Origin of the sequence: Marinospirillum alkaliphilum DSM 21637 (assembly GCF_900119735.1) — a bacterium.
GTDB classification, from domain to species: domain Bacteria; phylum Pseudomonadota; class Gammaproteobacteria; order Pseudomonadales; family Halomonadaceae; genus Marinospirillum; species Marinospirillum alkaliphilum.
The window spans coordinates 1-12398 of record NZ_FPJW01000016.1 but is presented as its reverse complement, the minus strand read 5'-3'; the positions used below and the strand labels follow the sequence as shown (position 1 = coordinate 12398).

Here is a 12398-nt window from a genome sequence, read left to right as displayed (position 1 = left end):
TCCTTCATGATCTCGGATTTGAGGCGTTCCTCGGCATACATCTTTTTAAGTCGCCGGTTTTCATCTTCCAGCTCTTTCAGGCGTGCCATCATGGAGGCATCCATGCCGCCGAACTTGCTGCGCCACTTGTAGAAAGTAGCGCTGCTGATACCGTGCTCACGGCATAGCTCTGGAACAGGAATGCCATTTTCGGCCTGCTTCAGAATGGCCATAATCTGGCTATCAGAAAAACGTGATTTTTTCATGCAGAATCTCCTCGCATATAGCTTACGGAAAATTCTACTTCTGATCACCGCTAATTTTTGGGAGGATTACCCCCCTGCAAACTCAGGAGCTGATTGCAGTAGCTGGGGAAAGTGCCGGAATTCCGGCTTTTAATAAAGTAATGGGGCGCTACGGCGGCATTTACGCATGTAAAGAGCTGGTCTATGTCTATGCCTATGCCATGTGGATCAGCTCCGCCTTCCACCTGAAGGTGATCCGTGCGTATGACGAGTTGCAGACCAATGGTGTGGCCTTCTCTGAACGGACGGTGGTCACTTTGGGTGTATCTTCCCTTGGTGTGTGTCGGGATACAGGGGTTGGGCTGCTTCTTCATTTTTTTCAGGGGGTTAGAAGCACAGTCTACGACAGTGATAGAAACCTGTGATAGAGGCCTGTGATATATATGAAAAGGCGCATACTTCTAAGCTGTTGAATTGCAAAGAAATATACGCCTTTTTCGGTATTGGTGGTGGGATGGTACCCCGCACCAAACGACTATTGAAAGTACGGAATCGAAGCGCTGCGGGCTGCTGCGAACCGGTGCGAACCGGATCGAAAAGCCTGCCGGTACGGCCATCGACCGTGGACGATCAAGCAGGTTTTTCGCTCTGATTGGTGCCCGGAAAGGCTACTCAACCTCGTCTGCTTTCTGAGGCCAGTTCAATTCCCGGTTTGGGCATCGAACCCGCGTCCGTCAGATCGCTACCTTCCACTCCCGTAACTGGCCGACGGTCTGTGTCAGTCCCTGCTTGAGCAGCGTGTCCAGGTACTCATCAACCGTCTTGGGTGGGTTCTTCAGCGATCGGCGATGGTTGGCAGCCGCCTCGCACACCCGGGCGGCGTGCAGATCCAGCAGATCAAAGATGAAGTCGTCCGGGTGCTGCGCGGTCAGGTTGTAGGGCTTGAGCCGCTCCGGCGGGAAGTCCTTCAGGTTGAAGGTCACGATCAGGCTGGCGCCGCCGTGAATGGCGGCGGCCACCACATGCCGGTCATCGGCATCCGGCAACTCGACGGACGGGATCAGATGCTCGAATCTGGTGACTAGGCTGTCGCGGACGTGGGCGTTCATCAGCGACCGCGTCCGCTCCAGGTCTTCCGCCTTCAGATCTGGCCGCTGCTTCAGAACGTTACGCGTCCACTCGTCGTGGATCATATCCGTCCAACGCGCCCGGTACAGATCGGTCAGCGCCAGGCGCATCAGCAGGTCGCGCAACGGTGCCGGGTAGAGCACGCATGCGTCGTAGATGACGGTAAAGTTCGAACTCATTCATTCGTACCCCATCTTGAGCGCCTGGGCTTGCTCGGCCAGTGCATCAAGGGCCTTGCTGCGCTCAGCGTCGATCCGCTCCTTGTACGCGATCACGTCCTGGTAGCGGACGCGGCGGTGCGTGCCGATCTTGTGGAACGGGATCTCGCCGCGCTCCAGCAACTGCACGAGGAACGGTCGCGAGACGTTGAGCACGTCCGCTGCGTCCTGGGTCGTCAGCTCGGCGTGGATCGGGATGATGCTGACCGCGTTGCCCTCACCGATTTCGGTCAGGACGTCCACGAGCAGCCGCAGCGCCGACACCGGGACGCGGACCGGATGAGACGCGCCCTTGTCGTCGAAGATCTCGATCTGCTGGGTTTCCGCGCGGGTCTGCAGGAAAGCGGACAGCGCCCGGCCGCTCTCGCGGGCGATGGCAACTTCTTCGGCCGTCGGCAACGAATGGGTGGGAGAGAGAGTGGTCATGGCAACCTCCTGGGAGCTTCAAACAGCATCATGGGAGGGAGTATAACCGAAATAAACGAAAAGTCGAAATATCCGAAACAGGCGTGGCAATGACGGGCAGGCAACCATAAGGACACCCATTTACACCCATTCCGCCGCCAGGCCGCGCTGCGCCTTGGCTCGCGGGCGGAACAGCGCCTTCATGGACTCCTGCCAACTCATTTGGAAGGAGACCAAGATGGAAGTCGCTCACCTCAATCAAAAACAACTGGCCGCCCGCTGGAGCCTCAGCGAGGCCACCCTGGAACGCTGGCGCAGCGAGGGGATCGGACCCAAGTTCCTGAAGCGCTGTGGCCGGGTGCTCTACCGGCAGGTGGACATCGAGGCCTACGAGGAGTCGTGCCTGGCAACGTCGACCAAGATGGTCGCGACGCAGGTCGGTGCGGGCTGAAATGTTCCGATTCGTCGGTAGATATCGACAAGTACCGACGATTTGCAACGTAGCGGCAGCGGGAGCCGTCGGGACGAGCCAGATTTCCGGCCAATTGAAAGTCCGCAGTCCGCAAGCGCGGACCGATCAAGCGGTTTGTTGAAAATCAATGGCCTGGCATCGGGCCGTGCGGGCTGGTGAGGGTTCCTGCGGGTTCGTGCGGAAAGATTCGAACTCCTGCGGGGTCTCGGTGGGGTGGAACCCTGCGCCAAACCTATGTAACTCAGCGCCTTAGAACCGCTGCGAACTCCTGCGGAAAGGTGCGGAATCCCGCCCCAACTGCTGACGATCCTACCAGTTTTGCCCGGCCGAGGTCATCAACCAAGTGCCTAAGCCAGGACGCCAGTTCGATTCCCGTTTGCGGAATTGAACCCGCGTCCGCATCGACTCACCCGACCTTTGATCAGGCGGTGACGAACCGCTCCCGAAATGCTCGCCGGCCCTGGTCGTAAGGCACAGGGTTGGTGGCGTGGGGGACCGGCGCGCTTCTGTCCCCGACGAGGTAATTGATCCGGTAGGTGCAGTTGCCGGATGGGTGCAGCATGCCGCCAATCACCCGGTCGGGTTTCAGGACCCGCTCCTGGATCAGACGGTCCAGCACCTTCTGGACCTGCGGCCCGAGCCCGACGAACACGGCATCCTTCAGTTCCTCGACCTCCGCCGCGAAGTTGTCCAGCAGGTACTTCCTCAGCAAGAGGTGCTTGGTCATGTCTGGAGAGCCACGGTAATCGTCGTCCTTGACGAACACCGGATAGCGCAGGAGGGATGTGGTCTGCACCAGGTGGCGCGACGTGGCGAACAGGTCGGCCGAATCGGTCAGGCCGAGCCACTTGTGAAATCCCCAATGGTTGAGCTGGTTGATGAGGTTGCTTCGCAACGGCTCGCCACTGAATGCGCCGACGCTCTTGGCGGCCTGGATCGCTTCCCTGCTGGACTTGCCGGCCTGAAGCGTGCGCCGCGCCTCGTTGTTGGCATTGACCATCTGGGTGGGGCCCGGTGTGATCCCGACCAGAACGATCCGCGCACTGGGGTTGATGCACTCGAATGGCGCGTAATAAATCTTCACGTCGCCGCTTGCATCCATCAACAGGCGCGGGTCGCGCACCACCGGAGGCGTCGACCCACAAAGAATCGGCGCGTACTTTTCGATCAAGTCTGTTTTCATTGTTTGGTGTGTCCTGGTCTACGAATGGTCCGCCAGCCTGCTGGAATCAGTCCGAAGCCCACAGCCGATCGTCATCCTGGGTCGCGGCCCAGAAGTCATCGAACAGGGCCAGCTTGGCTTCGTCCTTGGTTGCGTAGGTCTTGGTACTGAACCGGCTGCCGATCCGGTAGCCCCAGCGCTTGAACTTGTTCATGTGGACGCCGAGGTTGTGCCCATCGACGTTCAGAAAGCTGTTCCCCTTGGCGGACACCCGCCACTTGCGCTGCAGCCATCGGGTTCGGCGTGCTGCTCGGTTGCGCAACTTGGCCTCGCGCCGTTTCGGCCCTTCGTAGTCGCCGCTCATCTTCTCGGCGCAGACGCACCCGACGTCGAAGCTCTCGTCCAGATCGGGATGCTCCATGATGTGGACGTAGCGGATCTTCTCGTTGCCGCACACTTGGCAGGTCGCGTAGTCGGTCTCGTCTGCTGACTCGCCATCGGCCCTCAGGTCGACCACGTCAACGCAGTGCCATCCCTTGTGGGGCACACCCGGCTGGCCCCATCGATTTCCACTCACGACTGACCTCCCTGATCCTGGATCATCGAATACTTGCCTGTATGGCATTCCACGCCACATCCCAGCGTATCCGCTCCTGTTCGAGGCGGACTTGTTGGTCCCAGGCATTTCCTTTAATCGACTGGTAGAGCTTTTGTTCGGTATTGGTGAGTAGTGGGAGCTCTGTGGAAGAGTGCTGGTCTTTCTCTTCGACCCATAAATCGCGATGACTCATCAGCGTAGACTCGTCCATAAGCACAGTCTTTAGGCTTGGGATGTATGTTCTGGCTCGATTCAGAATGGCAAAGCCATGCGTATCAATGTCACCCCAGTAGATGCATTGCGCCTGTTGTAGCCATGGAAGCTGTCCCAAAACGTCAACCGCGTAACCCAGGCGCATGATCACAACCGCCCCTGGCAGGTCATCAAACGCAAGCCCAGTTTGAAGGTTCTCAACAACGAATACATTCTTTGGTCGAATGCCAACGCTTGCCACTTCCTCACAAGGAGCAGAGATATCGCCAAGACCGCCCAAACGGGCTCTCAGTTCTGGGTCTAGAACGCGCATGCGCATTAACTGCGGCTGTGCCCTCAAACCGCAGCGCCTAAAGAAGTCGCGCTCTCCTGTCGGGTCACCCTGGAGCGTCGCAACCAAGTCAGAGATGAGACCCTTTCTAGAATCCAGCCATTTGCTGTCGGCGCCGGCGATCGGAATTTGTCGCGGGTAGAGATTCGATTTCGGATTGAGATTGATCCACCCCAGCATCTCTGCCAGCCGACGAAAATCGGCATCGCTGTAGTCAGCGAGGACATCAAAGTACCTCGGCAACTGGCGCGCCAGAACTGGCCAGCGAACAGTGATCGTTTGGTAACGAGACTGGGCTCGTACCCACCGTGCGGATTCACCAATCCACAGGGCAACATCTTCAGGGCCTCGTAACGCCAGTTTCTCTGGCAGTCGCTGAACGCCAAGCGCTTTCCACCTGCGCTCACACCAGGACAAGGAGCCGACTCCTTGCCAACCTTGCCATGCGCTCACCCAAGCACGAACGCCGTCGACTTGTCTCAGTGCAGCCTGCTCCGTCGGCACACCAAGCGTAACTTCCAATGGCCATTGGCCATCGCCCGAATCACCGATCAACCACTCGCGGTGCTTGCTTCGAAAGCGACGGGCAAGAAACTGCCGAACATCTTCAGGAAGCTTCAACGCTAGCCTCCTCTCGTGCGTGCTCTGGCAGTTTCAGCCGCTGACGATCACCGTCGTACTCAATCAGCAGGACGCCTGACACGCGCCGATCGCTGATGTCCACGAAGCAGGCGCCACCGATGAATGGCTCAAGGGTCATGACGGACTTCAGCGGTGTAGCGACCACCATCTGGAATCCGAAATTGGTAAAGATGTTCATCGCCAAGGCGGTGAACTCGTTATCCGCCTTGTCGAAGGCTTCATCCAGCACGACGGGCGCATACATCGGCACGCCGTGGTCGTTCCCACCCAGTTGATATCGCAGAGCTGCGGCCAAGCACGTAGTGGCCAGTTTCTGCCGTTGGCCGCCAGACTTGCCTGCTCCGCTTCGGTAGATCTCGACCTCGACGCCGCTTTCATCGATCTCCCGCCCGATGAACTCAACATGCTGTCGAACATCGAGCACAGTCTCGCGCCAGCGCTTTTGCTCGGGGTCCTGACTGGCGAGTCGATCAACAAGTCGTCGCAAGGCTAGAAACCGCGCCTCGGCAAACTCGCGATCCTCCGTCCATGCATGGCTCAGTGCCTGCTGGATCTCCTGCTTGAATTCCTTGACGTCGACAAGCTGCCGATCACTGGCGTCGATGTGGAGATAGGTGCGTTGATTGGCGCTCTGGTTGAAGGGCACCTGACCAAGACTGTCGTTGACCAGATCCATCCGTTCCAGGATCGCCTTACGCGCATCGTTCAGGTAGGTGGAAAGCGCCGCCAGATTCTGGTGACTTTGGTTCTGCAGCAATTCAAAGAATCTCTGCTCATAGGCGGGTAGCCCATCCGTCTCCAGTCGAACCAGTTTGGCGAAGAAGTCTGGCGCGCTGGCAAGGCTCGTGTCCATGTCGCCCGCGTCCATCGGCCATTGCCGTTTGAAATCAGCAAAGCGTGCTTCTATTTCCTTCTCGCAGGCACCAATCCCACGGTTGACCTCTTCGATCTCCGCATTGAGTGCGCGTTCTACAGAAGTTGTCACCTTGTCGAGGTTGTCGAGCCGGACGGCATCTGACTGCTTGGCGAAGCGCTCGTCGAGACCCGAAACCTGATGGGGCGTCAATGGAACGATAGACGCGTCCTGCAAGAGGAATTCCAGTTTCTGGGTGCTGGTCTTGATCTGGTCAACAATCGAGTCGTGCGCACGCGTTGCCTGGCGAAGATCCTTGTCAGCATTATCGACGAGCTTCTTTTGCTTCTCGATCTGCTCACTGATTTGCAGCAGGGTGGTGTTCCCCTCGCGCGCTTCACGGATCTGCCGCTCGATGGTGGAAATGCGATCCAGTAATGGGAGCACATCTATTTCCTGCCACTGGAGATTCACCAGAGTCTGGCACTGCATCGCTCGGGCCGCACGGTTTTTGTCCTGTTCGGAGAGCTTGTCTATCTCCCCGCCGAGGCGCGATATGGTGTCAGCAAGCTCCTGAGCCTGGGTTTGGAAGAGCGCAAGCTTCTCGCGGTTGTCGAACCCGAGTGCCCAGTATCGTCGGTCGCCAACACTTTTGCGGTCGTTTTTCTCATGCCGGGCTTTGCTGTGCTTGACTTGGCCTTCACGGGTGATGGCGCGATCTGCGCTCCTGAAGGACTGAATAGAGTCGACGCACGCGTAATCGAAGCGTTGCCGTAGTTCGGCCTGAAGCCAGTCGGCATACGTCCCTTCCTTGACGTTCAGCTTGAGGACGAGCGAGTTAGCACCGATGGGCTTGGCCTGCCACGTCTCCGGGCGGCCAGTCCGGTAATACACCAAGCGCTGCCCAAGGTGGGTGGTGTTGATGTGATTGGCCAATGCCGAATACTGCCGCTCGTCTACCAGGAGTGAGCGCGCAAACCCTTGCAGTACGCGCTCAATGGCCCCCTGCCATTCGACCTCATCAGGCTTCACCTCGATGAGTTCGCCAACGAAAGGCAGCGCGGACTCCGAGATCCCGATGGCGGCGGCGATGTCTCGCCGCATTTCCAGCATGTCGGCTGGAATATTCGATGGCTGGCGCTGGAGTGCCTGCACCTCTTTTAGCGCTTGCGAAAACGCGGTTTCGGCATCCTTCTTTTCTCTGTCCAGGCGGAACTGCTCGGCGCGGCTATCGTTGCTGCGCTGCTCCCAGTTTTCGACCTCCTGCCGTGCGCTGCCCAACAGTTCTGCGAAGGCTTGAGGCGAATCCGGGAGACTCCAGCCCAGCTTCTTGCACGCCTCTTCGGCCTGACTGCGTTTGCGTAGGCGTTCTGTGCGCTGGCTCTCTAGCCCCGATTTCTCGGCTTCCCATTGTTCGATCTGATCACCACCTGCTTCACGGTGTTGTCGCTCCAAGTCGCGCAAGGTCGTGGAGTGGTTATCCAGGTTGCCTTGACGTCGAATCACTTCGCCTTCTGTGCCAGTGGCTTGCACCTGCAGTGATGCCACGTGCTCCTTGAGGAGCTCTATACGGCGAGTCTCACGGTAGCCATCGACGCCCAGCCGAAGCTCATCCAAGCCATTGCGCTGCAGCATCAACGAGTTCCTGCGCTGGTGCTGATCCCGCGCTGGAGCGAGCGTTTGAACCTGCTCGCGGGCCGTGACGACCGCCTGGTGGGCCGCATTGAGTTCACCAAATTCACTGACCAAGCGATCCGCCACCTCGAAGGTCTCGGGCTTGTCGAGCATGAAGTCGCGCAGGAAGGTATTGAGGTCGCCGAGATTTTTGGCCGACTGGGTTTTGTGCAGCAAACGCAGCGCCATTTCGCTTTCGATACCGAGCAGGCGACAGAACCGTTCGCAGTAAGGACGAAAATCCTTTTGGGTGTATGCCTCAGGGAAAGATAGTTTGAGTTTCCGGATATCAAAGTTGGATCGACCAAAATCCTCCAACTCGCGCAGGTCAAATGCTCGCTCGAACACGAGGTGGTGGCGATTGTGGTCGTTTGTATTGCCCCGCAGCCAGAACACCTGAACCAGCACCACGGACTGACCCAAGGCATTCTGGTAGGTCAGTGCCAAGGCTGACCAGGTCGTCCCCGCGCGCAGGTAGCGGGTCGCGATCTCTCCCGACTCCCCATCCTTCTGTTCAGCCCACGCACCACGTATGTAGGTAACGAGGTTTCGGTCACGACCACTGCGGTCCGCCTCGCGTGCGGCCGCGTTGAAGTCGATCCAGCGAGGTGGCGTCAGCAACGCCGAAAACGCATCAAGCAGTGTCGACTTCCCTGCGCCGGATCGACCCACAAACAGAAAGCCCCGCTCGCTGATCGGTACGTCATGCAGGCCGGAGAAAGTGCCCCAGTTGTAAACCTGCAGGCGGGCCATCCGGAACTGCTCGCGGGCAAACAGGGAGGCGGTTTGGGGTTCCGAGATCATTGGTCGGCCTCCTCATCGGCGTCAGTCTGAACCAGTTGCGCTGGCGTTTCTCCGGCAGCCATGCGCTGATACAGGTGTGTCAGCGCTTGAATTTCCTCTGCCGAGAAGAGGAGCTTCAGCGTCGGCGAAATCTCGAAGCGATCCTCGCTCGAGCGAATTTTCTGAAGGATGCTGTGCTTCTTGATCTTCTCGATGGAGGCGTGAACCCGTTTCACGAACCCTGCACGGTCGGTATTGGCGGCGCGCTCATAAAGGGAGAGAAACTCTGTGATTTCGTCTGTCGACACCACGGCACGGTCGCCTTGAGAATCCGCCTGGGTCAATCGCTGGCGAAGGTGGAGCAACAGAATGGAGTCAATGAAGGTCAGCTGCGCGCGACGCAGCAGAAGTGGCACTTCGAGGTCGCCGGTATCTGCCTGGCGGGTGAAGGCAACTTGTACGTCCCGGTCGATGACTAGTTCGAGAAACAGTTCGGCAAGGCGCCGACGTATCACCGCTTCGTCTCGCACTAGTATCGGCCAGAGTTTTGGATGTCGACGTCCGTCGAGCGAAGGTCCCGCAAGTAGCTGCACCAGGGCGCGCCGGGTATCCAGCGCCAACTCGCCGCTGTCACCCATGAAAAGATGGGCGGCAGATTCCTGCGCAGGATCTGGTGCTTGTGCTTCGGCTGGCATCGCCGTTTCGTCGTTCTCAGACCAGTTCATTGGCCCGCTCCCTCAAAAAGAAGATCTTTGGAATTCGGGCGCTACGAAGCTCGTCGTCGCCTCCAACCCAGCCTACGGTTTCGCTATGGTCGGCTTTGAAACCATGCCGACTGCCCAATGCAAGCAGGCCGACGACGCTGCCCAAACCCTGTGCAGCGGGGAACTGCTCCAGCACTTCAGCAATGGATGCCTGGGACCGTTGCTCCAGGACAGCCAGGACGTTGGCCTTCAATGTTCGGAAGTCGATCTCGGATTGGGCGACCAGTTCGCTGACAGACTCCAGGTCGATTGGTGGGGCGTCACCTTCCGCCATTTGACCGGGCAAGGCTTGTAGGGAGGGGTCGTACAGCACCCATTGAGACAAGGAGCGCAAACGGCTGCTCGTGAGCTCAAGCGTGTACTGTAGGGTTTCTGTGGCCCTGACTTCGTCCTTCAGAGCGAGTGCTGCTCGCTGAGCGTCTTTCAGAAGGTGATTGAGTCGGCGTTGCTCGAGGTATTCACGGCTCTGGACGAAATGCTTCAGGCTGCGGGCAAACGTCTGGAGCACTTCGTGGACCATGCCGCCCTGCTCAAGAAGGGTTCGTGTCAGCCGAAGTAGGAATCGGCGCTCCTTGGCTTCGAGCTGCCCCACGAACTCCCGCGACATCACGCTATCAAGCGCCTGATCAAGCGTGGCTGCCTGTTCTGGGTCCGTAAGCAAGCGCCAGAAAGCGGAGAAAGTCCTTCCGGCGTCGCTCTCTGAAATCAGGTCGATTCCAGCGAACAGCGAATCCAGCACATCCCCACGATTGCCATCGTTGTCCATGATGCGTTCTCGAAGATCTCGATTTAGCTGATCGAACTGGTCGCGGACACGACGGAAATCACCCGCAAGATCGTCGGCCAGCGTGATGATTTCGCGCGCACGCTCCAACGCCGTTGCATGGGGCAGCACGCGCATCTGCCCCTTCTGGATGGCGTCTATCTCCTTGTCGATTCGGGCTTGCTCTGCCATGAGCCGGTCGATGCGGCGGAATTTATCGGTGTCGGTGTCCTCTGCAAGCCGGGCCAGCGCCTCGATAACAAGCGTCAGGCGGCTTTCGGTCGCGGCTGAGTGCGGCTGCGCCAGGCCAGAGACAAATCGGATGGCTTCGACGGAGGCCGTGGAGAGTTCATATTCCTCCTCTGAAGCCCCAGCCGGGAAGCGTCGCTCCAAGTACCCATCGGCAAGCCAGCTGGCGACATACGCTTGTGCGGTTTGGGGAAAGTCTTCGCCATGTGCGCGCAGCTCTTCCAGATCCCTTGCGATTCGTTCGTGAAAAATGGAGGCAGGAAGGCTCCGCTCGCTCTCGTAGAGATGGGCTTGGAGCAGGCCAATGACGGTAGGTCCAGTGTTCGAGGCAAGCAGGCGCCACAACGGTTGCGCCCGCATGCGCCGGTAGGTCGCGATGGCTTTGTCTGCTTTCACTCCCGTGCTCCAAAGTGGCGGGTCACTACCATGTGGTTATCACAATACGACGTACACACAAATCAAAATAGAGTCATGGACAGATTCTAGGGCAGACCATATACTTTCCGCAATAACCCGTACAAGCATTCGCTAACCCGAACGAGCCAGCCAGGATGTCGAACGAACAGCTTGCAGATCTAACCCAGCCACAACGCGACCGGCTCGCGTTCGTGGAGTTGCGCGTGCGCTTCATCGGGGAGATACGCCGTCAGGACTTGGTCACGCGGTTTGGCATCCAGTCCGCCGCCGCATCCAGGGATCTGGCGCTGTACAAGGAGTTGGCCCCGGGCAACATCGACTACGACCCCAAGGGCAAGTCCTACGTCTTGGGGCCGGACTTCCGGCCCGTATTCGACTTTCCCCCAGAGCGGGTGCTGTCGTGGCTGACCCAGGGCTTTGGCGATGGTGAGCCGATGCGGCTCAAGGCGTGGGTAGCCAGCGAGAGCCCGTCACGGCTCACGCATCCGGATCTGGATGTGCTGGCGAGCGTGACCCGGGCGATCCACCAAGAGTGTCCGCTCGGCATCGAGTACCACTCCATCTCCAGTGGCCGCACCGAGCGGGAGATCGTCCCGTTCGCGCTGATCGACAACGGCCTCCGTTGGCACGTTCGCGCCTTCGACCGGAAGTCGCAGGAGTTCCGGGATTTCGTCATCACCCGGATCAAGCGCCCGATGGTGCTCAAGGGGCAGCCTGTGGCACCCCACGAGATGAGCGATCAGGACATTCAGTGGACCCGGATCGTCGAGCTGGAGTTGGTGCCGCACCCGGATCAACCCCGGCCGGAGATCACCGAGATGGATTACGGCATGCGCGACGGCCTGCTGCGGATGAAGCTGCGTGCCGCCACGGCCGGATACATCCTGCGCAAATGGAGTGTCGACTGCTCCCCGGATCACAGCCTGCGTGGCCATGAGTACCGGCTTTGGTTGAAAGACCACCTCGCCATCTACGGTGTTCGCAATGCCGTGCTGGCTCCAGGGTATGCGGCGCCAGAAGCCACTGGAGCTGGAGCGGAATATGACTGAAATGCGGATGCCTCTGCCTTACGCCGTTTGCGTCGGTAGAACCAATGAAAAAAGAGAGATGAGATGAAGGAATCCTACCTACCGACATTACTGCAGATGAGGTCCTGATCACCGACCCGAACGCCTCGCAGCTCACCAGGATCAACCTGACACTGAACACCGGGCACATCATCAATGATGGGTTCGAAGTAACGAACCTGAGCCACAGCCACTTCCTGGCGCAGCTGTTGAATATAACGGCGCAGACTGCGATCTGAGGCGGGAATGGAGCCGAATTTAGCCTGCAGCTTACGGGCCACCTTGACGGCACTCAGCTTGGGAAACTCACCCAGCAAATACACCAGATAACTGCGGTAATCATCCAGCTTTTTAGTGCGGCTGGGATCGGACTGCTGACCATGAATGGCTGCTTCCGATAGGCGCAGATACTTGCGAACGGTATTGCGAGAAATG

General features: G+C 58.7%; 12 protein-coding genes and 1 pseudogene. 3 read left to right on the top strand and 10 right to left on the bottom strand.

Features of this window, described 5'->3' with window-relative positions; all coding sequences use genetic code 11:
• Nucleotides 1-245 (bottom strand): transposase (locus tag BT114_RS14705; RefSeq protein WP_143142828.1); only part of this gene is annotated, 245 nt, incomplete at its 3' end.
• 53 nt (nt 246-298) lie between these two features.
• Here BT114_RS14705 and BT114_RS15305 point away from each other — a divergent pair.
• Nucleotides 299-649 carry a KilA-N domain-containing protein gene (locus tag BT114_RS15305; protein ID WP_084662320.1) on the top strand — a complete coding sequence of 117 codons (351 nt, stop codon included), beginning with the start codon at nt 299-301 and terminating at the stop codon, nt 647-649.
• Between the two features lie 309 nt (nt 650-958).
• Here BT114_RS15305 and BT114_RS14695 read toward each other — a convergent pair whose 3' ends face one another.
• Nucleotides 959-1531, bottom strand: coding sequence for a PIN domain-containing protein (locus tag BT114_RS14695; RefSeq protein ID WP_072327259.1), 573 nt, complete (start codon nt 1529-1531; stop codon nt 959-961).
• The gene (locus BT114_RS14690; RefSeq protein WP_072327258.1) at nt 1532-1996 is read right to left on the bottom strand and encodes a helix-turn-helix domain-containing protein; all 465 of its coding nucleotides are present in this window, start codon (nt 1994-1996) and stop codon (nt 1532-1534) included.
• A 217-nt stretch (nt 1997-2213) separates the two neighbouring features.
• Here BT114_RS14690 and BT114_RS14685 point away from each other — a divergent pair, with 217 nt between their 5' ends.
• Nucleotides 2214-2426 (top strand): helix-turn-helix transcriptional regulator, encoded by a 213-nt coding sequence (locus BT114_RS14685; RefSeq protein WP_072327257.1) that lies wholly within the window; start codon nt 2214-2216, stop codon nt 2424-2426.
• A gap of 442 nt (nt 2427-2868) precedes the next feature.
• Here BT114_RS14685 and BT114_RS14680 read toward each other — a convergent pair whose 3' ends face one another.
• The 6 genes from BT114_RS14680 to BT114_RS14655 are packed head-to-tail and all read right to left on the bottom strand — an operon-like array spanning nt 2869 to nt 10875.
• Nucleotides 2869-3630 carry a hypothetical protein gene (locus BT114_RS14680; RefSeq protein WP_218163534.1) on the bottom strand — a complete coding sequence of 254 codons (762 nt, stop codon included), beginning with the start codon at nt 3628-3630 and terminating at the stop codon, nt 2869-2871.
• A gap of 46 nt (nt 3631-3676) precedes the next feature.
• Nucleotides 3677-4186 (bottom strand): hypothetical protein, encoded by a 510-nt coding sequence (locus BT114_RS14675; RefSeq protein ID WP_072327260.1) that lies wholly within the window; start codon nt 4184-4186, stop codon nt 3677-3679.
• Nucleotides 4187-4208: 22 nt separating this feature from the next.
• Nucleotides 4209-5372 (bottom strand): Wadjet anti-phage system protein JetD domain-containing protein, encoded by a 1164-nt coding sequence (locus BT114_RS14670; RefSeq protein WP_072327256.1) that lies wholly within the window; start codon nt 5370-5372, stop codon nt 4209-4211.
• The gene (locus tag BT114_RS14665) at nt 5359-8724 is read right to left on the bottom strand and encodes an ATP-binding protein (protein ID WP_072327255.1); all 3366 of its coding nucleotides are present in this window, start codon (nt 8722-8724) and stop codon (nt 5359-5361) included. The genes BT114_RS14670 and BT114_RS14665 overlap by 14 nt, the downstream gene beginning before the upstream one ends.
• Entirely contained in the window at nt 8721-9428 is a 708-nt protein-coding gene (locus BT114_RS14660) for a DUF4194 domain-containing protein (protein WP_072327254.1), read from the bottom strand. The genes BT114_RS14665 and BT114_RS14660 overlap by 4 nt, the downstream gene beginning before the upstream one ends.
• Nucleotides 9415-10875 (bottom strand): DUF3375 domain-containing protein, encoded by a 1461-nt coding sequence (locus BT114_RS14655; protein WP_072327253.1) that lies wholly within the window; start codon nt 10873-10875, stop codon nt 9415-9417. Before BT114_RS14655 ends, BT114_RS14660 begins: the two co-directional genes overlap by 14 nt.
• 155 nt (nt 10876-11030) lie before the next feature.
• Between BT114_RS14655 and BT114_RS14650 the strand changes: the two genes are divergently transcribed.
• Nucleotides 11031-11945: a helix-turn-helix transcriptional regulator gene (locus BT114_RS14650; protein ID WP_072327252.1), complete on the top strand. Its 915-nt coding sequence runs from the start codon at nt 11031-11033 to the stop codon at nt 11943-11945.
• A 104-nt stretch (nt 11946-12049) separates the two neighbouring features.
• Here BT114_RS14650 and BT114_RS14645 read toward each other — a convergent pair.
• Nucleotides 12050-12398 (bottom strand): annotated as a pseudogene (locus BT114_RS14645) (IS21-like element ISCARN89 family transposase); the annotation flags it as partial.

Bases quoted from the DNA above. Each gene is read 5' to 3' on its own strand.
- BT114_RS14650 (WP_072327252.1), top strand. From the start codon at position 11,031: ATGTCGAACGAACAGCTTGCAGATCTAACCCAGCCACAACGCGACCGG.
- BT114_RS14660 (WP_072327254.1), bottom strand. From the start codon at position 9,428: ATGAACTGGTCTGAGAACGACGAAACGGCGATGCCAGCCGAAGCACAA.
- BT114_RS14680 (WP_218163534.1), bottom strand. From the start codon at position 3,630: ATGAAAACAGACTTGATCGAAAAGTACGCGCCGATTCTTTGTGGGTCG.
- BT114_RS14685 (WP_072327257.1), top strand. From the start codon at position 2,214: ATGGAAGTCGCTCACCTCAATCAAAAACAACTGGCCGCCCGCTGGAGC.
- BT114_RS14695 (WP_072327259.1), bottom strand. From the start codon at position 1,531: ATGAGTTCGAACTTTACCGTCATCTACGACGCATGCGTGCTCTACCCG.
- BT114_RS14665 (WP_072327255.1), bottom strand. From the start codon at position 8,724: ATGATCTCGGAACCCCAAACCGCCTCCCTGTTTGCCCGCGAGCAGTTC.
- BT114_RS14690 (WP_072327258.1), bottom strand. From the start codon at position 1,996: ATGACCACTCTCTCTCCCACCCATTCGTTGCCGACGGCCGAAGAAGTT.